The 18,498-nt window shown below is 68.1% G+C and carries 23 protein-coding genes; 14 read left to right on the top strand and 9 right to left on the bottom strand.

The features are described from left to right. Positions 1-147: 147 nt before the first annotated feature. Entirely contained in the window at positions 148-246 is a 99-nt protein-coding gene (locus tag AHIS1636_RS10475; RefSeq protein ID WP_003792170.1) for a 30S ribosomal protein bS22, read from the top strand. Between the two features lie 130 nt (positions 247-376). Here AHIS1636_RS10475 and AHIS1636_RS10470 read toward each other — a convergent pair whose 3' ends face one another. After that, the gene (locus AHIS1636_RS10470; RefSeq protein WP_264795759.1) at positions 377-1,195 is read right to left on the bottom strand and encodes an HAD family hydrolase; all 819 of its coding nucleotides are present in this window, start codon (positions 1,193-1,195) and stop codon (positions 377-379) included. 150 nt (positions 1,196-1,345) lie between these two features. Between AHIS1636_RS10470 and AHIS1636_RS10465 the strand changes: the two genes are divergently transcribed. Together AHIS1636_RS10465 and AHIS1636_RS10460 are read left to right on the top strand one after the other, a co-directional pair. Then, positions 1,346-1,603, top strand: a complete 258-nt coding sequence (locus AHIS1636_RS10465; protein WP_264795758.1) for a glutaredoxin family protein — start codon at positions 1,346-1,348, stop codon at positions 1,601-1,603. A 76-nt stretch (positions 1,604-1,679) separates the two neighbouring features. Beyond that, positions 1,680-2,393 carry a redox-sensing transcriptional repressor Rex gene (locus tag AHIS1636_RS10460; RefSeq protein ID WP_264795757.1) on the top strand — a complete coding sequence of 238 codons (714 nt, stop codon included), beginning with the start codon at positions 1,680-1,682 and terminating at the stop codon, positions 2,391-2,393. A 9-nt stretch (positions 2,394-2,402) separates the two neighbouring features. Here AHIS1636_RS10460 and AHIS1636_RS10455 read toward each other — a convergent pair whose 3' ends face one another. Beyond that, the gene (locus AHIS1636_RS10455; RefSeq protein ID WP_264795756.1) at positions 2,403-3,245 is read right to left on the bottom strand and encodes a hypothetical protein; all 843 of its coding nucleotides are present in this window, start codon (positions 3,243-3,245) and stop codon (positions 2,403-2,405) included. Between the two features lie 177 nt (positions 3,246-3,422). After that, on the bottom strand, positions 3,423-3,968 hold the full coding sequence (locus tag AHIS1636_RS10450) for a YceI family protein (RefSeq protein WP_264795755.1): 546 nt from the start codon (positions 3,966-3,968) through the stop codon (positions 3,423-3,425). Positions 3,969-4,106: 138 nt separating this feature from the next. On the opposite strand from AHIS1636_RS10450, the gene AHIS1636_RS10445 reads away from it, so the two are divergent. The 5 genes from AHIS1636_RS10445 to ccsB are packed head-to-tail and all read left to right on the top strand — an operon-like array spanning position 4,107 to position 8,902. Beyond that, entirely contained in the window at positions 4,107-4,769 is a 663-nt protein-coding gene (locus AHIS1636_RS10445; protein WP_264795754.1) for a histidine phosphatase family protein, read from the top strand. A 53-nt stretch (positions 4,770-4,822) separates the two neighbouring features. Then, positions 4,823-5,437, top strand: a complete 615-nt coding sequence (locus AHIS1636_RS10440; protein ID WP_373875816.1) for a TlpA family protein disulfide reductase — start codon at positions 4,823-4,825, stop codon at positions 5,435-5,437. 2 nt (positions 5,438-5,439) lie between these two features. After that, positions 5,440-6,222: a cytochrome c biogenesis CcdA family protein gene (locus AHIS1636_RS10435; RefSeq protein WP_264795753.1), complete on the top strand. Its 783-nt coding sequence runs from the start codon at positions 5,440-5,442 to the stop codon at positions 6,220-6,222. After that, entirely contained in the window at positions 6,222-7,865 is a 1,644-nt protein-coding gene (resB, locus tag AHIS1636_RS10430) for a cytochrome c biogenesis protein ResB (protein WP_264795752.1), read from the top strand. The genes AHIS1636_RS10435 and resB overlap by 1 nt, the downstream gene beginning before the upstream one ends. Positions 7,866-7,879: 14 nt before the next feature. Beyond that, the gene (gene ccsB / locus AHIS1636_RS10425; protein ID WP_264795751.1) at positions 7,880-8,902 is read left to right on the top strand and encodes a c-type cytochrome biogenesis protein CcsB; all 1,023 of its coding nucleotides are present in this window, start codon (positions 7,880-7,882) and stop codon (positions 8,900-8,902) included. A 144-nt stretch (positions 8,903-9,046) separates the two neighbouring features. Here ccsB and AHIS1636_RS10420 read toward each other — a convergent pair whose 3' ends face one another. Then, positions 9,047-9,436: a PLD nuclease N-terminal domain-containing protein gene (locus AHIS1636_RS10420; RefSeq protein ID WP_264795750.1), complete on the bottom strand. Its 390-nt coding sequence runs from the start codon at positions 9,434-9,436 to the stop codon at positions 9,047-9,049. Positions 9,437-9,542: 106 nt separating this feature from the next. Between AHIS1636_RS10420 and AHIS1636_RS10415 the strand changes: the two genes are divergently transcribed. Next, the gene (locus AHIS1636_RS10415; RefSeq protein ID WP_264795749.1) at positions 9,543-9,857 is read left to right on the top strand and encodes a DUF4229 domain-containing protein; all 315 of its coding nucleotides are present in this window, start codon (positions 9,543-9,545) and stop codon (positions 9,855-9,857) included. Positions 9,858-9,870: 13 nt separating this feature from the next. On the opposite strand, the gene AHIS1636_RS10410 is transcribed toward AHIS1636_RS10415, so the two are convergent. Genes AHIS1636_RS10410 through AHIS1636_RS10395 form a run of 4 tightly spaced genes read right to left on the bottom strand, consistent with a single transcriptional unit; the run spans position 9,871 to position 13,435 of the window. Next, positions 9,871-10,752: a 1,4-dihydroxy-2-naphthoate polyprenyltransferase gene (locus AHIS1636_RS10410; protein ID WP_264795748.1), complete on the bottom strand. Its 882-nt coding sequence runs from the start codon at positions 10,750-10,752 to the stop codon at positions 9,871-9,873. 55 nt (positions 10,753-10,807) lie between these two features. Beyond that, a complete protein-coding gene (locus tag AHIS1636_RS10405; RefSeq protein WP_264795747.1) occupies positions 10,808-11,953 on the bottom strand; it encodes an AMP-binding protein in 1,146 nt (381 codons plus the stop codon). A gap of 9 nt (positions 11,954-11,962) precedes the next feature. Next, positions 11,963-12,940 (bottom strand): 1,4-dihydroxy-2-naphthoyl-CoA synthase, encoded by a 978-nt coding sequence (locus AHIS1636_RS10400; RefSeq protein WP_264795746.1) that lies wholly within the window; start codon positions 12,938-12,940, stop codon positions 11,963-11,965. A 57-nt stretch (positions 12,941-12,997) separates the two neighbouring features. Further along, on the bottom strand, positions 12,998-13,435 hold the full coding sequence (locus AHIS1636_RS10395; protein ID WP_264795745.1) for a VOC family protein: 438 nt from the start codon (positions 13,433-13,435) through the stop codon (positions 12,998-13,000). A gap of 165 nt (positions 13,436-13,600) precedes the next feature. Between AHIS1636_RS10395 and AHIS1636_RS10390 the strand changes: the two genes are divergently transcribed. The 5 genes from AHIS1636_RS10390 (at position 13,601) to AHIS1636_RS10370 (ending at position 17,603) form a co-directional block, all read left to right on the top strand. Continuing rightward, complete coding sequence (locus AHIS1636_RS10390) at positions 13,601-14,077, top strand: SRPBCC family protein (RefSeq protein ID WP_264795744.1); 477 nt, start codon at positions 13,601-13,603, stop codon at positions 14,075-14,077. Next, complete coding sequence (locus tag AHIS1636_RS10385) at positions 14,070-14,558, top strand: SRPBCC family protein (protein WP_264795743.1); 489 nt, start codon at positions 14,070-14,072, stop codon at positions 14,556-14,558. Before AHIS1636_RS10390 ends, AHIS1636_RS10385 begins: the two co-directional genes overlap by 8 nt. 194 nt (positions 14,559-14,752) lie before the next feature. Further along, positions 14,753-15,967, top strand: a complete 1,215-nt coding sequence (locus AHIS1636_RS10380) for a thiolase family protein (protein ID WP_264795742.1) — start codon at positions 14,753-14,755, stop codon at positions 15,965-15,967. Beyond that, the gene (locus AHIS1636_RS10375; RefSeq protein WP_264795741.1) at positions 15,967-16,743 is read left to right on the top strand and encodes an enoyl-CoA hydratase/isomerase family protein; all 777 of its coding nucleotides are present in this window, start codon (positions 15,967-15,969) and stop codon (positions 16,741-16,743) included. Before AHIS1636_RS10380 ends, AHIS1636_RS10375 begins: the two co-directional genes overlap by 1 nt. Next, a complete protein-coding gene (locus AHIS1636_RS10370) occupies positions 16,740-17,603 on the top strand; it encodes a 3-hydroxyacyl-CoA dehydrogenase family protein (protein WP_264795740.1) in 864 nt (287 codons plus the stop codon). The genes AHIS1636_RS10375 and AHIS1636_RS10370 overlap by 4 nt, the downstream gene beginning before the upstream one ends. Here the strand turns inward: AHIS1636_RS10370 and AHIS1636_RS10365 are convergent, their stop codons facing one another. Further along, positions 17,604-18,473 carry an SGNH/GDSL hydrolase family protein gene (locus AHIS1636_RS10365; protein ID WP_264795739.1) on the bottom strand — a complete coding sequence of 290 codons (870 nt, stop codon included), beginning with the start codon at positions 18,471-18,473 and terminating at the stop codon, positions 17,604-17,606. Positions 18,474-18,498: the final 25 nt, after the last annotated feature.

Here is an 18,498-nt window from a genome sequence, read left to right as displayed (position 1 = left end):
GGTTGTCCGGGCCGCGTCAAAGCTGTTCCGAATTAGGCGGTACCCTGTTAAGGAACGTTTTACGTCGTCGTAAGATTTGCTGGCCTGCCCGGCCTTTCGGGCAGTCGGGGCCGGCGGATGCCAACCGAAGTGATTTGTGAGGAACTCGTGGGTTCAGTTATCAAGAAGCGCCGCAAGCGTATGGCCAAGAAGAAGCACCGTAAGCTGCTTCGCAAGACCCGCCACCAGCGCCGCAACAAGAAGTAGCCGCACAGCCGGCAGTTCGCAGGTCCGTCCGGGAAACCGGCGGGCCTGCTGTCTTTAAGGCCGGCTTTCGAGATGGCCTCCGACGTGGCCTTCGGCTCGGCTGCCGCCCGCGGCCGGACAGCCCCGGGAATCAGGTGCGGGGACGCCGGACCTTGCTCAGGCCCCGCCAGAGGCCGTAGACGGCTCCCGCGCCGGTCGCGGCCTTCAGGCCCAGCGTCGCCGCACGGCGACCGCTGCGGAAATCGTAGACCGGCCAGTTGTGCTCGCGCGCGTGACGGCGCAACCGGGCGTCCGGGTTGATGGCCACGGGATTGCCGACCAGCGACAGCAGCGGCACGTCGTTGTACGAGTCGCTGTACGCCCAGCAGCGCTCCAGCTTGAGCCCTTCCAGCCGGGCCAGTTCCACCACGGCGTCCGCCTTGGCCTGTCCGTGCAGAATCTCGCCGACGAGCGCTCCGGTGTAGGCGCCGTCGGCAATTTCCGCCACAGTGCCTAGCGCACCCGTCAGGCCCAGGCGGTCGGCGATGACCTCGGCGACTGCCAGGGGAGTGGCCGTGACCAGCCAGACGCGGCGTCCCGCGCGCAGATGCTGGTCGGCCAGTGCGCGCGTGCCGGGCCAAATCCTGGAGGCGATGATCTCGTCGTAGACCTCCTCGCCCAGGGCCTTCACGTCGCTCACCAGCAGGCCGGTTCCGATGGCCATCGCGGAATCGCGGACGGCGTGGATGTCCTTGAGGTTCTCGCCCGTGAGCAGGAAGCGGCCCTGCTTGATGGCGAAACCGGCGGCGTCGCGCAGCCTGAAGGAACCGCGCTGGTACATCTTCAGTCCGACATGGAAGAGGCTGGCCCCGCGCATCAGGGTGTTGTCGACGTCGAAAAATGCGGCCGCTGCCTGCCGCTCCGGTGGGCCGGAGGGACGGGAGGCTGGATCCTGGTCGGCTGTCGGCATGTCTCGAGTCTAGCGACCGAGGTCCACGGGTGCAGACCGACCGGGAACTCGCCGTGCCGCCTGACCGCCGTACCAGGGCCCCTGCCAAGGCTGTGACCGTCCGGTGCTGCCGCGTGGCGCCCCGAGCACGGCTCGCGCTACCTTGGAGCCATGAGTGAATCACCCGCACCTTCGCACGACCTGCTGCTGCTGACCAAGCCCGGCTGCCACCTGTGCGAGGCTGCACGGCGCACCGTGGCCGAGGTCGCCGGGGAACTTGGGGTGGAGTGGCGCGAGCAGTCGATCCTGGACGATGCCGAGCTGGAGCGGCGCTTCGCGGAGGAAATTCCGGTCGTGATGATCGACGGCGTGCAGCGGGACTTCTGGCACATCGACCCGGACCGGCTGCGGCGTTTGCTCACCGCCTGACGGTGCGGACGGATTGGTGGGCGCCGAACCGAGCCCCTACAGTTGGGATACAGACCGATACCGTAAGGACCGAACCGTGACTACCCACGATCCTTCAGGTCCCGCTGCGGGACCGGAGACGCGCGGTCGGGCCATTCCTCCCGCTTCGGTGGCCCGGCTGACCATCTACCTCAGGGCCCTCAACTCCTTGCTGGCCGAAGGCGTCGAGCGCGTTTCTTCGGAGGAACTCGCGGAAGCCGCCGGCGTGAAGTCGGCCATGCTGCGCAAGGATCTGTCCTATTTGGGCTCCTACGGCACGCGCGGCGTCGGCTACGAAGTCCAGCTCCTCACCCGGACCATTGCCGCGCGCCTCGGCCTGACCCAGGAGTGGCGGGTCGCCATTGTCGGCGCCGGTAACCTGGGCCGGGCCCTGGCCGGCTACTCCGGCTTCACGACCAGGGGCTTCGAGGTGGCGGCGATCTTCGACGCGGACCCGGCCGTCATCGGTTCCGAGGTCGGCGGGCTGAAAGTCAGCGCGGTGATGGACCTGGAGAAGGTGCTGGCGCGCACCGGAGTGAATATGGTTGTCCTGGCGGTTCCGGCCCGGTCCGCACAGGAGCTCTGCGACGAACTCGTGGCTGCCGGGGTGCGCAGTATCCTCAGCTTCGCTCCGGTCGTCCTGCAGGTGCCGCCCGGCGTGGAGGTGCGCAAGGTGGACATGGCCACCGAACTGCAGATTCTTGCCTACCACGCACAACGGGCGCAGGAATCGGAACAAAGTTCCCAATCCCGCGCCCGCAGCGCCCGCTAGAGCCGAGGGTCAGCGGCCGTAGATGCCGTACTTCCGGGCCGAGACGGCCTTGAAGAACTCGTTGGACGGCCGCATGAACAGCAGCACGATCGCCGCGATGCCCAGGAGCGCAGTCAGCGTGTTGAGGCTGAACGGCACCAGGCCCACGAGGGACAGGGCCGCGAAAACGGTGCCGGTGATGCGGGCCCAGTTCTTGCCGGCTTTCACGCCGAAGGCCACCATCAGGTAGAGGCCGATGACGATCAGGCCCGCGATGACGAGGACGACGCCCGCCGTGCCGCTCATCATGTCCATGAACTGCTGTTCGCTGATCTCGCCGCCGGTCTGGGCCAGGGCGTCGCGCACGGCGGGGTCATCCGCCATGCCCGCCAGGAGGGTATCCATAGTGGCGAGCGAGGTAATGATCCCGATGGCGGTCAGCACGGCCGCGGCGATGATCAGCCAGAAGGCGATGACCACTTCTTTCGGCCGGGTCGGCATGGCTCCCGCCTGCGGCTGCGAGGAGGGGTAGCTGTACTGGCCCGGCTGTGCGCTCTGGTAGCTGTAGGGGCCCGGCTGCTGGCCGTACTGGGGTGCGTTCTGCCCGTACTGCGGGGCGCTCTGCCCGTACTGGGGTGCGGACTGGCCGTACTGGGGAGCGGACTGGCCGTAGGGACCGGGCTGGTTCTGGCCGTACTGGGGCTGGTTCTGCCCGTATTGAGGGGCGGACTGGCCGTAATGGGGCGCATTCTGGCCGTACTGCGGCGGGTTCTGCCCGTACCGGGGCTGCTCCTGGCCAGAACCGTTGGCGCCTTGGCCGCGCTGCTGTTCCGGCTGGCCGGAGGGATCGGGCTGGTTTTCAGGAGTGGACATGGTCGGATCCTTTTCTTGGCTGCACAGGAAGCGGCGGAAGCTTGCAGGCGCCTTCGCAGGGCCTGTTATGCCAACACTACAGCGGCGCCGAGCGCGCTGTGACTAGCCCGAAAGGATGATATTCGGTGCCGCCGGCGGAGGGCGGAACGCACAAGCTCCCGGCCCGCGGGCGACGGATCAGGACTGCTTGACGAGCGCTGCGTCCAGGCTGATCTTAACCTTGTCGCTGACCAGCACGCCGCCGGCCTCGAGCGCCGCGTTCCAGGTCAGGCCAAACTCCTTGCGGCTGATCTCGGCTTCGCCGGTGAAGCCGGCACGGGTGGCGCCGAACGGATCGACGGCGACGCCGGTGAATTCCACCTCGACCTCGACCGGTCTGGTGACGCCGCGGATGGTGAGGTCGCCGGTGAGGGTGTATGCCTCGCCGTCGCCCTCAACTCCCGTCGCGACGAAGGTCATGTCCGGGAACTGCTCGACATCGAAAAAGTCGGGGCCCTTGACGTGGGCGTCGCGGTTGGCCTCGCCTGAGTTGAAGCTGGCGGTCCTGACGGTCGCGTGGAGGGTGGAGTCCGCCAGCGTCGACCCGACGCGCGCTTCGGCGTCCGCATCGGTGAACCGTCCGCGGACCTTGCTGATGCCTGCGTGACGGACCGTGAAGCCGATCTCGCTGTGGGCCTGGTCGAGTTTCCAAACGCCTTCGGTGAGGCCTTGGGGAAGTGTCATCGTGAACTCCTGGAACGGTAGATGCCTGGATCGACGGTTCGTGCCTCGAAGGGCCCGCGCTCGGGGGCCCTTCGAGGGCCATTCTTGCGGCGGCCCGCGCTTTGGGCAATAGCGGCCTCCTTTGAGACACTTAAGACCATGCCGCCAACGACTGTTCATTTGCTCCGCCATGGCGAAGTCCATAATCCGGGCCGAGTGCTCTATGGCAGGCTGCCCGAGTTCCATCTGTCGGAGCTGGGCCAGAAGATGGCGCAGCGGGCGGCAGACTATTTCGCCGACCGGGTCGCCCACGGCGCCAACATCTGCTATCTCGTCTCGTCACCGCTGACCAGGGCGCAGGAGACGGCCCAGCCGACGGCGGCCGCGCTGAACCTCGAAATCGTCACGGACGAACGCATCATCGAGGCGGAAAACCGCTTCGAGGGACTGGCGGACATCAAGCGGCAGCTGCGCGATCCGCGGCACTGGGCCTCCCTCCGCAATCCGATCCGGCCTTCCTGGGGCGAGGCCTACACGGCCCAGGTCCTGCGGGTGATGGCGGCGGCGGAGGATGCGCGGAAGGCCGCCGAGGAAATCGGCGGGCCGGGGGCGGAGGCCATCATGGTCAGCCACCAGCTGCCCATCTGGGTCACGCGCCTGGCTGCGGAGCGCCGCCGGCTCTGGCACGACCCGCGGCGCCGGCAGTGCACGCTGGCATCCGTGACCAGCCTGAAGTTCGACGGCGAGCACCTCGCCGGGGTGGAGTATTGCGAGCCGAGCGCGGACCTGCTGCCCGGTGCGGCCAATATCCCGGGAGCGTAATAGAATTACTACGCGTTGTAGAAGTGGGAAGCCCCCAGCCCACGTAGAAAAGTGTGATTGTGACTGCGAATACCCCTGAGCCTTTGAACCGCCGGTCCCTGCTCAAGATGAGCGCCGCGCTTGCCTTCGCGCTGCCGCTGGCCGCCTGCACGGTGGAGGACTCGCTGGCCCAGCAGGCCAATGCCGGCGACAACAAGAACTATATCGCCGGCGACGGATCGGTCACCGAATACGACCCGGGCAGCCGCGGCGAACCCGTCCAGCTGACCGGAACGCTGTTCGACGGCAGCAAAGTCGACTCGTCCGGTTGGGCGGGCAAGGTGACGGTGCTCAACTTCTGGTACGCGGCCTGCGCGCCCTGCCGGCTGGAGGCCAAGGACCTGCAGGCCCTGAGCCAGGAATTCAGCAAGGACGCCCGGTTCTACGGCGTGAACGTGCGTGACGAGAAGGCGACCGCCGAGGCCTTCGAGCGCAACTTCGGTGTGACCTACCCGAGCTTCAAGGACAAGGACGGCGGCATCCTGCTGTCGATGACCAGCTACGTCCCCCCGCAGGCCGTCCCCACCACACTGGTGCTGGACAAGGAAGGCCGCGTTGCCGCCCGGATTCTCGGGGTCGCCGACAAAGGCACGCTGAAGACCCTGATCCGCGACACCGCGGCCGCCTGACCGTGGGAATCGGCTACCTCCCCGGCTCGGTCGGCAACCTCTTCGGCGAAACCGTGCTCAGCGGTTCCGTGCTGCTGGCTATTCCGGTAGCCATGCTGGCGGGACTCGTGTCCTTCATGTCCCCATGCGTGCTCCCGCTAGTGCCGGGATATTTGGGTTATGTCACGGGCCTGACCGGCGTCGACCTGCACAGCCAGCGGCGCGGCCGCATGTTCGCCGGAATCGGACTGTTCGTCCTTGGCTTCTCCGCCGTGTTCGTGGCGATCGGAGCGGTCTTCGGCCAACTGGGCGCCTGGCTCAAGGGCACGGAAGCCGCATGGGTAACGCAACTGCTCGGCGTCGTCGTTATTGTCATGGGCATCGTTTTCATGGGCGGACTCAGTTGGTTCCAGCGGGACCGGAAGATCCACTCCCGCCCGCCGGCCGGCCTCTGGGGCGCGCCGGTGCTGGGCATGACCTTCGGCCTGGGCTGGGCGCCGTGCATCGGGCCGACGTTCTCCGCCGTCCAGGCGCTCGCCTTCTCCGGCGGCGCCGACGCCACGAAGGGCGCCTTTCTGGCCTTTGTCTACTGCCTTGGCCTCGGGGTCCCCTTCCTGCTGATTGCCCTCGGCGTGCGGCGCGGCATGGGCGCGATGGCCTTCTTCCGCCGCCACCGGCTGTTCCTCCAGCGGGCCGGTGGCGGCCTGCTGGTAGTTTTGGGCCTGCTGATGGCCAGCGGCCTGTGGGGGAGCTGGGTCACGCAACTGCAGGACTGGTTCGCCAACGAAGTGAGGCTCCCCATCTGATGAGCAAGACAACTGACAAGAAGTACGACGTCGAGCTGCCCAAGTTGGGCTTCCTCGGCACCGTGCGCTTTATCTGGTCCCAGTTGACGAGCATGCGCACCGCGCTGTTCCTGCTGCTGCTGCTCGCGGTGGCCGCGGTCCCCGGTTCGCTGTTCCCTCAGCGCCCGGCCAATCCCGCCGTGGTGACCCAGTACATCGCCGACCATCCGCAGACCGGACCGTGGCTGGACCGCTTCCAGCTGTTCGACGTGTACTCCTCGGTCTGGTTCTCCGCGATCTACCTGCTGCTGTTCGTTTCGCTGATCGGCTGCGTGATCCCGCGCGCCATCAAGCACTGGCAGGCCATGCGCGCACAGCCGCCGCGGACCCCCCGGAGGCTCTCCCGGCTGCCCGAGTATGCGGCGATGGCGCTGCCGGCGGGCTCGTCGGTGACCCGGCAGTCCGCCATCGAAGATGCCGCCCGGATGCTGAAGCGCCGGGGCTACCGCGTCCATGTGCGCGACACCGGGACGGAGCGCCCGTCCGTCGGGGCGGAGCGCGGCCTGTTCAAGGAAGTCGGCAACCTGGTTTTCCACGTGTCCCTGATCGGGGTGCTGGTATCCGTGGCCGTCGGAGGCCTGTTCGGCTACCGCGGGCAGAAGATCATTGTGGAGGGCGAGTCCTTCGTCAACACGCTGGTCAGCTACGACAACTTCACGCCGGGCAGCAACTTCCACGAGGACCGGCTCGCGCCGTACTCGCTGCAGCTGGACAAATTCGAGGTGGAGTTCGACCGCGAGTCCAAGACCCACTACGGCCAGCCGCTGGACTTCACCGCGACCATGACCACGCGCGACGCTCCGGGGGCCGAGGCGAAGAAGCAGGTCCTGAAGGTGAACGAGCCGCTGGCGATCGGCGGAACCAACGTCTACCTCGTCGGCAACGGCTACGCTCCCGTGGTGACGGTGCGCGACGGCGACGGCAACGTGGCGTACCAGGGCCCGGTCGTCGCGGTGCCGAACGACGGCGCCTACACGTCCACCATGGCCATCAAGGTGCCGGACGCCAAGCCCGAGCAGCTCGGGTTTGTCGGCTTCTTCCTGCCGACGGCGGTCGAGGGCGAAGACGGCGTGGCCGTGGGCAGCGATCCGGATCCGTTCAATCCGCGGTTGTACCTGAACTCGTACAAGGGAGACCTGGGCCTGGACAACGGCGATCCGAAGAACGTCTATGTCCTCGACACCAGCGGCCTGACGGTCCTCAATGACCGCAAGCAGGAAGCCGGCGGCATCGAACTCGCCGCCTACGAAACCGCGAAGCTGCCGGAGGGCCTGGGGAGCATCACCTTCGACGGGCTCAGGCGGTACGTCGCCTTGGACATCGACCACGATCCCGGCCAGGGCGGGGCGCTGGTGTTCTCCACGCTCGCGCTGCTGGGGCTGGGCGCCTCGCTGTTCATCGGACGGCGCCGCGTCTGGGTCCGGACGGGAACCCACGAGGACGGCCGTACCATGGTCGAATGGGGCCTGCTGGCCCGCGGCGAGGATCCGCGGCTGGCCGCCGAATCGGCCGCGCTGCGCAAGCTTTTCGAGAAAGAGTGGCTGGCTGCCGAGAACCGGCCTGCCGACAATGACCGGGACGCCGTCGGCGTCAACGAATCCTAAGGACGTGCCCGAGCATGCCAAGCATTGACGAAACCCTCGGCCAATATAGCGAGCTGTTCATACTGCTGGCGGCCATGGCGTTCACCGTGGCCTTCATCGCCTTCTGCTGGGACCTGGCAACTTCCAGCAAGACCATCCGCGCGGTGGAGGCCCGGCTGGCCGAACAGCGCGCCGAGCAGAAGGTCCCGGCCACCGTTGGGGGCGGCGCAGGGCCGGCCGCCGGCGCCCCGGCGGACGTCGCCGTCGCGGACGAGTCCATGGACTATGCCGGCGAACGCCGCAATGCCGCCCGAATCGGCGTCGCCGTCAGCGTCCTCGGCGCCGTCATCCTGGCCGCGGGGGTGATCAGCCGCGGCATCGCTGCGCACCGCGTCCCGTGGGGCAACATGTACGAATTCTGCACCACCGGCGCCCTCGTGGTGGCCGTGGTGTACCTGCTGACCTTGGTCAAGAAGGACCTGCGGTTCCTCGGCTCCTTCGTGATCGGCCTGGTGGTCATCATGCTGTGCGCGGCCGCCATCGGGTTCCCGACCCCGGTCGCCCACCTCGTCCCGGCGCTGCAGAGCTACTGGCTGGTCATTCACGTGTCCGTGGCTGTGATCGCGTCGTCGCTGTTCACGCTGACGTTCGCGATGTCCGTGCTGCAGCTGCTGCAGGCGAACCGCGAGGCCCGCGCCCGCGCCGGACAGCCGGACCGGCTGGCGTTCATGCGCCTGGCACCGTCCGCGCTGACCCTCGAGAACGTCGCCTACCGGATCAACGCCGTCGCCTTTGTCCTCTGGACCTTCACGCTCATGGCCGGCGCGATCTGGGCCGAGAAGGCCTGGGGCCGCTACTGGGGCTGGGACACCAAGGAAGTCTGGACCTTCGTGATCTGGGTTGTCTACGCCGGCTACCTGCACGCCCGCGCTACCCGCGGATGGACCGGCACGCGCGCGGCCTGGCTGTCGATCGTCGGCTACCTCTGCGTGATCTTCAACTTCTCGATCGTCAACGTCTTCTTCTCCGGCCTGCACAGCTACTCCGGACTCCAGTAGGCGGCACGGACTGCTCTGACCGGGAAGAAACCGGAAAGATGCAGAGAGACGCAGAGAGCCCCGCAGGATGATTCTGCGGGGCTCTTGGTTTGTGCGGGGACTGGGGGGAAGGGCGGGTGCGTTCCCTTCTGCCTGTGGGGAAGCCTAGCGCGGCCCCGGGTTGTCAGGATCCTGCTCGCCGAGCTTGTCGGCTGCTCCGCCCTGCTCCTTCTTCCTGGCCTCGTATTCGCGCTTCTGCCGCTCCGCCTCCCGCTGCTGCACGCGGCGCTGGTGCTCCAGCTTGCGCAGGAAGGCGACGTCGTCGTCCGGAGCCATCGGCCGGCGCTGCTGGACCTGGGGCTGCGGCGTGGAGCGCGGCCTGCCGAAGAGGAACCACAGCAGCGCGCCGATCAGCGGTACCAGCAGGATGGTCAGGATCCAGGCAGGCTTGGAGATGCTGCGCACTTCCCGCGGCCGTGAGCGGGTGCACTCGATGAGCGCATAGACGATGACTGCGACAGCCACCACGACGAGCAGAATGTACACGCGAACCATGTCTAAATTGTAGTTGAGCGGCGGCTGCAGCCGGGCGGCGTGATGGCGTATTCAGCTCAGGGCACGACGGCGGCCCCTGACGTCCGCGACGGCGTAAACTTGTGTGGTGGCTTTCTGGAAATTTACCGCACTCAGGCTAGGGATTGTCGTCCTGGTCTTCATTATTGGACTCTTCCTGCAACTCGGCATCGTGTACTCCGCGATCGTTGCCGTGGTGATCGCTTGGTGCGTGACCTACCTGTTCTTCCGCAAGATGCGCGACGCGGCTTCGGCCAGCCTGCAGCACCGCTTCTCCGGGAAGGCTGCCCCGCTGCGCACCTCGACGGAGATCTCGGACGCGATGGCCGAAGACGAGGCAGTCGACCGCCATAGCCAGCTGGGCGTGGATGCGGACCGCAAGCCCAGGCCGACGAAGGACTGACCCCCGGCCCCGGCTAGACCAGCTGGGTCAGCACCATCCCGAGCGTGAAGGCGGCGGCAAAGCACAGGCTGATGATTCCGGTCTGCTTCAGCACCGGAATCAGGTCCTGCCGCCGCTGGCTGCGCAGCATCACCCAGGCCGGCGTGATGCACAGCGGCGACACCAGCAGCACCAGCAGGATCCACGGGTGGTCGTTGATCAGCAGCAGCGGCAGCAGCAGCGCCAGCGCCAGCATCATGACATAGCTGATCCGCGCCGCCTCGTCGCCGAGCCGCACGGCGAGCGTCAGCTTGCCCGCCTCCCGGTCGGTGGGGATGTCCCGGACATTGTTGGCCATGAGCAAGGCACTGGCCAGCAGCCCGATCGAGACGGCGCCGAGGAACGAGGCCCAGCTGACGGTGAGGGCCTGCGTATAGGTCGTGCCCATGGTGGCAACCAGGCCGAAGAACAGGAAGACGAAGACCTCGCCGAGCCCGATGTAGCCGTAGGGGTTCTTGCCGCCCGTGTAGCCCCAGGCAGCGATCACGCAGCCGACCCCGACGAGCAGCAGCGGCCAGGTGCCGGACAGCAGGATCAGCACCAGCCCGGCCAGCATCGCGGCGCCGAAGCAGCCGAAGGCGGCGTACTTGACCGACTTGGGCGAGGCCAGGCCGGAGGCGGTCAGCCGCAGCGGGCCCACGCGCACGTCGTCGGTGCCGCGGATGCCATCCGAGTAGTCGTTGGAGTAGTTCACGCCGACCTGGAAGAGCAGCGCGGTGAGTAGGGCCAGCAGCGCGCGCAGCGGGTGGAACGCCTCAAGGTCGTAGGCGGCGGCGCTGCCCACGATCACGGGCGCGATGCCCATCGGGAGGGTACGAAGGCGGGCGCCTTCAATCCATTGGCCGGCTGTTGCCACGGTTAGGTCCTTCTCAGTCTCGAAGCTCAGGGGGGCGGCACGCGGCCGCAACGTTCTATTCTCCCGCACCCGGCGGCGGGCGGCGTCCAGCCGGCGGCACCTTGGCCGTGCTTCGCAGCAGCTCGGCGACGGCCAGCCGGTCCGGCTTGCCGTTTTCCAGCAGCGGCAGCGCGTCCAGCGGCACAATGTGGCGCGGGGCGGCCGGTCCGCCGAGTTCCCTGCGCACGTGCGCCCGGATCTCGTCCTCGGTGGCGGTGCCGACGACGGCGGCGCCCACCTGGGTGCCCCATTCCGGGTTGTCGATACCGGCCACCAGGGCCGCCCGCACCCCCGGCACGGCCTCGATGGCGGCGGCGACGGCTGCGGCCGACACCTTGACGCCTCCGGTGATGAGGACATCGTCCGCCCGCCCGCTGACCAAGAGGACGCCGTCGTGCAGGGCGCCGAGGTCGGAGGTTCGGAACCAGCGTGTCCCCTCGGCGTGGTGGAAGTGGGCGGCCGTCAGTTCGGGGTTGTCCAGGTAGCCGGCGGCAACCACGTCGCCGCCGATCAGGATCCGGCCCTGGTCGAAGGCCAGGCGCACCCCCTCCAGCGGAACGCCGTCGTACACGCAGCCTCCGCAGGTTTCGCTCATGCCATAGGTCCGCACGATCTTGAGGGAATGCCGGGCGGCCTCGGCGCGCAGGCTGTCCGGCAGCCGCGCGCCGCCGAGGAGGATCGCATCGAACCGGCGCAGTGCCTTGACCGCTTCCTCCGAGGGGGATTCAAGCAGCCGGTGCAGCTGGGTCGGCACCAGGGACGTGATGCGGAAGCGACCGGTCAGGCCCCCTGCGGCTTCCATGAAGGCCTCGGGCGTAAACCCGGCGGACAGGTCCATCACTTCCGGCCGCGTGCCCGCGTGGATCGAGCGCGCCAGCACCTGCAAGCCGGCCACGTAGTTCGGTCCGAGTGCCAGGAGCCACTGCCCCTCGCCGCCCAGCCGCTGCGCAGTGGCGAGGGCGGATGCGGCCAGCGCTTCGGCGCCGAGCATCGTGGCCTTGGGCGTGCCGGTGGAGCCCGAGGTGCGCACCACGGCCGCGGTTCCCGGGGCCAAGCCGCCGGACACTACGGGGTTGGGCGTGCCGTCAGCCGCCAGTTCGATGGCGGGGCCCCGCCCGGCCATTGCCGCGGACAAGGCCTCCAACGCTGCTGCCAGTTCCATTGGCGGCGCCTAGAAGTAGTACGGGAAGCGGGACCAGTCCGGGTCGCGCTTCTGCAGGAAGGCGTCCTTGCCCTCGACGGCCTCGTCCGTCATGTAGGCCAACCGGGTCGCCTCTCCGGCGAAGACCTGCTGTCCGGCCAGGCCGTCGTCGGCCAGGTTGAAGGCGAACTTGAGCATGCGGATGGCCTGCGGGGACTGCCGCGCGATGTCGGCGGCGTATTCCAGGGCGACTTCCTCGAGCCGCTCGTGGTCCACGGCCTCGTTGACCGCGCCCATCCGGACCATATCCTCGGCCGAGTACTCGCGGGCCAGGAAGAAGATCTCCCGAGCGGCCTTCTGCCCGATCTGGCGGGCGAGCAGCGCCGAGCCGTAGCCCGCGTCGAAGCTGCCGACCGTGGCGTCCGTCTGCTTGAACTTCCCGTGCTGGCGCGACGCGATCGTCAGGTCGGAGACCACGTGCAGGCTGTGCCCTCCGCCCGCGGCCCAGCCGTTCACGACGGCGATGACTACCTTGGGCATCGTGCGCATCAGCCGCTGGACTTCGAGGATGTGGAGCCGGCCGGCACGGGCGGGGTCGATGGTCTCCTGGGTTTCCCCCTCGGCATAGCGGTACCCGTCGCGGCCCCGGATGCGCTGGTCCCCGCCGGAGCAGAACGAGTGTCCGCCGTCTTTGGGGGAGGGGCCGTTTCCGGTGAGCAGGACGGTGGCAACGTCAGAGGTCATCCGGGCGTGGTCCATGGCGCGGTAGAGCTCGTCCACCGTTCCCGGCCGGAAGGCGTTGCGCACCTCCGGACGGTTGAAAGCGATCCGCACCGTCGGCAGGTCGCGAAGTACCCGGCCATCGGCGTCGCGCTCCACCTGGCGGTGGTAGGTCAGGTCCTGGAAGCCGAAGCCTGAGACCTCCCGCCACCGGGTCGGGTCGAACACGTCCGAGACCTTCGAGGGCAGGACGTCGGCTGGTGCTGGTGCGGCATGTTCTGAACTCACGCCCTCGAGTCTATCGCCGCCGGCCGGACAGACCGTGGTCCCGCCGGTTCACCCGGTTCAGGAGATGCAGAACTCGTTGCCCTCCGGATCGGCCATGGTGTACCAGATGTGCGGGCCTTCCCGTCCGTCATGCAGGAACTTCGCCCCCCGCGCTTCCAGCCTCGCTCTGGCCTCGTCCTTGTCTTCACCGGCGAGGTCCACGTCCCAGTGCACGCGGTTCTTGGTTGTTTTGGGCTCCGGCACGGCCTGGAAGAGGATGCGCCGGCGGCCGCGCACGCCGGACTCGCCGGCGGGGCAGATCGCCGCCCCGGGTTTCCAGACCCGGACACCGTTGTGGATGATCGTGTCCTCATCGGTGGCATAGCCCCTGGCGATCATGTCCGAGACGAACTCCTGGTCCGTCGGCTCCACGATCCAGCCCAGGGTTTCCGCCCACCAGTCGGCCTGCTTGTGCGGATCGGCGCTGTCTACGGCTACCTGGATGTTGAAGGTCATGCACCGACTCTAGGAGCGAGCGCCCTCCGGCGACAGGGCATACCGGACAGAATCGGTCCTTTTGCGGGGTCTTCTTGTCCACCGCGCCGTGGCCATACCCGCCCCTCCGCGGGGCATCCGCTACTGTGATGGCAAGCAACGCCGCGATGAGGGGGAGGTAAGCCGATGACCTATGGGCTGGAACTGGACCGCTATATTGACGCGCCCGCCGACGTCGTGTGGAACGTGCTGACCGACATCGGCCGGTCCCCGTCGACCCTCTCCGGAGTGACCGGCGTCGAGGTCCTGACCCCGGGCGCCTACCGGGACGGCTTCCGCTGGCGCGAGACCCGCCGGATGCTGGGCAAGGAAGCCACCGAGGAAATGTGGGTCGCGGACGTGGACGCTCCTCATTCGACCACGGTTAAGGCGGCGTCCGGTGGCACCGACTACACGACGAGGTTCACGCTCACACCGGCAGGGGAAGGCACCAAGCTGCGGTTGTCCTTCGAAGCCGAGGCGCAGGACCCCGGCTGGCAGCACCGGCTGGCGATGGCGCTGTTTGGCAAGCTGGGAATGCACGCCGCCCGGAAGGCCATCAACCAGGACTTGTACGACATCGCGGCCGCGGCGGAGGCCCGGCGGGAGGCCTCGCATGAATGACGCCTTCCGGATCCACGTGAGCCTCGACAGCACTATCGACGGCGGCTCCCTGCTGCGGTTCCGCTGCCGGTTCGGCCAGAGCCTGTCCCGGGTGTGGCAGGCCCTGACAGTGGACGAGCAGGTGTCCGCTTGGTTCCCCTGCCAGGTGCGGCTCGAGGAACGCGCCGGCGGGCGGATCGAATTCCTGTTTCCCGGCGAGGAGCCCGTCCAGGGCGAGGTACTGGAGTACGAGTCCGAGAGCCGGCTGGCCTTCACCTGGGACGAGGAAGTCCTGCGCTGGCAGCTGCACCCGGACGGGGAGGGGTGCCGGCTCATGATGACCAACACGCTGCAGGATCCGCAGACCAGTGCCAAAGTTGCCGCCGGCTGGCACAGCTGTTTCGAACAGCTCGCCGCCATGCTCTCCGGCGAGGACGCGGAGCCGGTCCCGCAGACCCCGATTCCCGAACTGGTCGAATTTTACGAGCGGACGCTGGACTAGCCAACGGCCCCGGTGCGGCGGCCGGTTCCGCGCCGAACCGGCGCAGGATTGTTGCGCCGTCCTTTCGGCGCAGTTGACCGCCGCAACCCTGCATGGGATTCTTTATAGAACGGTCGGTCGGTAATTTCTGCCCGGGCTGCTCCCGCGCGAACCGGCTGACGGAACCCACAGAACACAGAGTCGAGGGACTTTCAATGGCTGAAGCATTCCTGATTGGCGGGGCCCGTACCCCGGTGGGCCGCTACGGAGGGGCCTTGTCCTCGGTCCGGCCGGATGACCTGGCCGCGCTGGTGGTCAAGGAAGCCGTCCAGCGGGCGGGCGTCGATCCGGACGCGGTGGACGAAGTCATCTTCGGCAACGCCAACGGCGCCGGCGAGGAGAACCGCAACGTCGCGCGGATGGCCTGGCTGCTCGCCGGCTATGCGGACCATGTACCCGGAATCACCGTGAACCGCCTGTGCGCCTCCGGCCTCAGCGCCATCATCATGGCCTCACACATGATCAAGGCCGGAGCGGCGGATGTCGTCGTCGCCGGCGGTGTGGAATCGATGAGCCGGGCACCCTGGGTGCAGGAGAAGCCGACGAAGGCCTTCGCCAAGCCGGGCGAGCAGTTCGACACGTCGATCGGCTGGCGCTTCGTGAACCACCACTTCACCCACGGCGACCTGTCGCGCGGCGGCAAGATGACGTACTCCATGCCGGAAACGGCCGAGGAAGTCGCCGAGGTCTACAACATTTCCCGCGAGGACGCGGACGCCTTCGCCGTGCAGTCGCACGAGCGCGCCATTGCGGCGATCGAGGGCGGCCGGCTCAAGGACGAGATCGTCCCCGTCGCGGTCCACGGGCGCAAGGGCGCCACCACCATGGTGGAGACGGACGAAGGCCCCCGCCCGGGCACCAGCATGGAGGTCCTCGCCGGCCTGAAGTCCATCATCAAGCCCGGCGGCGTCGTGACCGCGGGCAACTCCAGCTCGCTTAACGACGGCGCCTCCGCCATCGTCGTCGCCTCCGAAGCCGCGGTGCAGAAGTTCGGCCTCACGCCGCGGGCGCGGATCGTCGACGGCGCCTCCGCCGGCGTCGCCCCCGAGATCATGGGCGTCGGTCCCGTCCCGGCCACCCGCAAGGTGCTGGAGCGCGCCGGCTGGAGCATCGACGATCTCGGCGCCGTCGAGCTGAACGAGGCTTTCGCCACCCAGTCGTTGGCGGTGCTGCGCGAGCTGAAGCTGGACCAGGGAATCGTGAACAACGACGGCGGAGCGATCGCTTTGGGGCACCCGCTGGGTTCCAGCGGCTCGCGCCTGGTGGTCACCCTGCTGGGCCGCATGGAGCGGGAGGACGCCCGCCGCGGCCTCGCCACGATGTGCGTCGGCGTCGGCCAAGGCACCTCGATGATCGTTGAGCGGGTCTGATGCTCTTCGCCTCCCATGAATTCAAGACGCTGCTGGTCGATGAGCGCGACGACCGCGTCCACCTGAAGCTGAACCGTCCCGAGGTCCGGAACGCGATCGACCAGACCATGGTCGACGAGCTGCACGCCGTCTGCTCGGTCCTCGAGCGCGAGCCGCGGATCCTGATCATGTCCGGCACCGAGGTCAACGGCAAGGGCATCTTCGCCTCCGGGGCGGACATCGGGCAGTTGCGCGAGCGGCGCCGCGAGGACGCGCTCGCGGGCATCAACTCCACGATTTTCAACCGGATTGCCCAGCTGCCCATGCCGGTCATCGCCGCGCTGGACGGCTTCGCGCTGGGCGGCGGGGCCGAACTGGCCTACGCCGCCGACTTCCGCATCGCGACGGAGTCCGTCAGGATCGGCCAGCCGGAGACGAACCTCGGCATCATGGCGGCCGCCGGGGCCACCTGGCGGCTGAAGGAACTGGTGGGGGAGCCGCTGGCCAAGGAGATCCTGCTCGCCGGCCGGATCCTCAATGCCGAGGAGGCCCTGGCCGCGAGGCTGGTTACGGAGGTCCATCCGGCCGGGCAGCTCATCGGCGCGGCCCACGCGCTGGCGGACCGCATCGGGGCCCAGGACCCCCTTGCCGTGCGCATCACGAAGAGCGTTTTCCATACGCCGCGCGAGGTCCATCCCGTGATCGACACGATCGCCCAGGGGATCCTGTTTGAATCCGAGGCGAAGTTCGACCGCATGCAGGCCTTCCTGGACAAGAAGAAAGACAAGAAGAAATGAACGCAGTGCAATCAGTACCGGAAAAAGTCGGCGTGCTCGGAGGCGGCCGGATGGGAGCCGGCATCGCGCATGCCTTCCTGACGGCCGGCGCCGGCGTCGTCGTCGTTGAACGCGACGAGGACGCGGCCGAAGGCGCCCGCCGCCGCGTGACTGATGCGCTGCTCAAGAGCGTGGAGCGCGGCACCACCACGGAAACCATCGACGCACTGGTGAAGCGGCTGGCCGTTTCCGTCGACTACGCCGCTTTCGGCTCCTGCGGCCTCGTGGTCGAGGCCGTACCGGAAGACTTCGAGCTGAAGTCGACGGCACTGAAGGCCGTCGAGGCGCAGCTGGAGCCGACGGCGTGGCTGGCCACCAACACCTCGTCGCTGTCCATCGGCAAGCTCGCCGAACAGCTCCAGCGCCCGGGCAGCTTCTGCGGCCTGCACTTCTTCAATCCGGTTCCGGCCTCGCAGCTGGTCGAGGTCGTCCTGGCGCCGCAGACCTCCACCGAGCTGGCCGCCGCCTCCAAGGCATGGGTCGAAGCCCTGGCGAAGACCGCCGTCGTAGTCCACGATGCCCCCGGTTTCGCCTCCTCCCGCCTCGGCGTGGCCATCGCATTGGAGGCCATGCGGATGGTCGAGGAAGGCGTGGCCTCCGCCGAAGACATCGACGCCGCCATGGTCCTCGGGTACAAGCACCCCGTCGGCCCGCTCAAGACCACGGACATCGTGGGACTGGACGTCCGGCTGGGCATCGCGGAGTACTTGCACACCACGCTGGGCGACCGGTTCGCGCCGCCCCAAATCCTGCGGGACAAGGTGGCCAAGGGCGAGCTCGGCCGCAAGACCGGCAAGGGCTTCTTCAGCTGGGACAGCTGACTAGCGGCTGAGGGACTTCACCTCGGCGGCCACGGCAGCGGCGTAGCCCTCGGCATAACCTTCGGCCGTGGGATGGAAGTCGGTGCCGTCGGCCGCCGGGTAGGAACCCAGGTTGATCCACGGGTCCGCCGAGCCGATCCCGTGGCCCTCGAAGTCGTCCACTACATCCACGAACACGGTACGCGGCGACGTCCGGGCGGCACGTTCAATAATGCGGTTGAGCCGATCCACCCCGTCATTGAGCACGGCGGCCGCGTCCGCACTCATTACCGGCCCGGCGCCGCCGTCGGCAAACAGATGCGGATACCCGATCGCGGCGATGTCGGCCCGAGGTGCGGACCGGTGGATCAGCCGGTAGCCGGCCGCGAGCCGGGGTGCTACCTCGCTGCGCGCCGCCGCCACCGCCGCATTGACCACAGTCCGGCAGAAGGCGACAGTGCCCACGGCGCAGGCCGCGATGACGCCTTCGTAATGGATGTCGTTGGCGCCGGCGGTGACCGTGATGAGCTCGGTCTGCCGGCCGAGGATACCCAGCTCCCGGGCGCCCGATACCTGCTGCGCAACCTGGCTGCTGGTCGCACCGGAACATGCGGCGGCAACCGCGGTGCCCACGGCGGGCAATTGGCCGAGCGCCTCCACATAGCCCGGCGCGGCGACCAGGCATCCGCTGCCTGGCGCCAGCGGACTTTCCTGCAGGGGGCCCGCACCCACTCCCGCTGAGTAGGAATCGCCCAGCGCCACGAGGTCGAGGGTCTTGGGTTCCGCGGCTGCGGGCGACGCCGCGGCACCGGCCAGCGCGACCGCAGACAAGGCCGCCAGCACGGCCGTACGGAAGGACTTGCCGGTGCGGTTATCCACTTCAGGAACCATGGCTTTACGCTAGACGATCGGCGCC

Source organism: Arthrobacter mangrovi, from assembly GCF_026011795.1.
GTDB classification, from domain to species: Bacteria; Actinomycetota; Actinomycetes; order Actinomycetales; family Micrococcaceae; genus Crystallibacter; species Crystallibacter mangrovi.
The sequence above is the reverse complement of the archived record's forward strand: the minus strand, read 5'-3'. Positions and strand labels throughout refer to the sequence as shown.

Bases quoted from the DNA above. Each gene is read 5' to 3' on its own strand.
- AHIS1636_RS10470 (WP_264795759.1), bottom strand. From the start codon at position 1,195: ATGCCGACAGCCGACCAGGATCCAGCCTCCCGTCCCTCCGGCCCACCG.
- AHIS1636_RS10465 (WP_264795758.1), top strand. From the start codon at position 1,346: ATGAGTGAATCACCCGCACCTTCGCACGACCTGCTGCTGCTGACCAAG.
- AHIS1636_RS10455 (WP_264795756.1), bottom strand. From the start codon at position 3,245: ATGTCCACTCCTGAAAACCAGCCCGATCCCTCCGGCCAGCCGGAACAG.
- AHIS1636_RS10450 (WP_264795755.1), bottom strand. From the start codon at position 3,968: ATGACACTTCCCCAAGGCCTCACCGAAGGCGTTTGGAAACTCGACCAG.
- AHIS1636_RS10445 (WP_264795754.1), top strand. From the start codon at position 4,107: ATGCCGCCAACGACTGTTCATTTGCTCCGCCATGGCGAAGTCCATAAT.
- resB (WP_264795752.1), top strand. From the start codon at position 6,222: ATGAGCAAGACAACTGACAAGAAGTACGACGTCGAGCTGCCCAAGTTG.
- ccsB (WP_264795751.1), top strand. From the start codon at position 7,880: ATGCCAAGCATTGACGAAACCCTCGGCCAATATAGCGAGCTGTTCATA.
- AHIS1636_RS10420 (WP_264795750.1), bottom strand. From the start codon at position 9,436: ATGGTTCGCGTGTACATTCTGCTCGTCGTGGTGGCTGTCGCAGTCATC.
- AHIS1636_RS10405 (WP_264795747.1), bottom strand. From the start codon at position 11,953: ATGGAACTGGCAGCAGCGTTGGAGGCCTTGTCCGCGGCAATGGCCGGG.
- AHIS1636_RS10395 (WP_264795745.1), bottom strand. From the start codon at position 13,435: ATGACCTTCAACATCCAGGTAGCCGTAGACAGCGCCGATCCGCACAAG.
- AHIS1636_RS10390 (WP_264795744.1), top strand. From the start codon at position 13,601: ATGACCTATGGGCTGGAACTGGACCGCTATATTGACGCGCCCGCCGAC.
- AHIS1636_RS10385 (WP_264795743.1), top strand. From the start codon at position 14,070: ATGAATGACGCCTTCCGGATCCACGTGAGCCTCGACAGCACTATCGAC.
- AHIS1636_RS10380 (WP_264795742.1), top strand. From the start codon at position 14,753: ATGGCTGAAGCATTCCTGATTGGCGGGGCCCGTACCCCGGTGGGCCGC.
- AHIS1636_RS10375 (WP_264795741.1), top strand. From the start codon at position 15,967: ATGCTCTTCGCCTCCCATGAATTCAAGACGCTGCTGGTCGATGAGCGC.
- AHIS1636_RS10370 (WP_264795740.1), top strand. From the start codon at position 16,740: ATGAACGCAGTGCAATCAGTACCGGAAAAAGTCGGCGTGCTCGGAGGC.
- AHIS1636_RS10365 (WP_264795739.1), bottom strand. From the start codon at position 18,473: ATGGTTCCTGAAGTGGATAACCGCACCGGCAAGTCCTTCCGTACGGCC.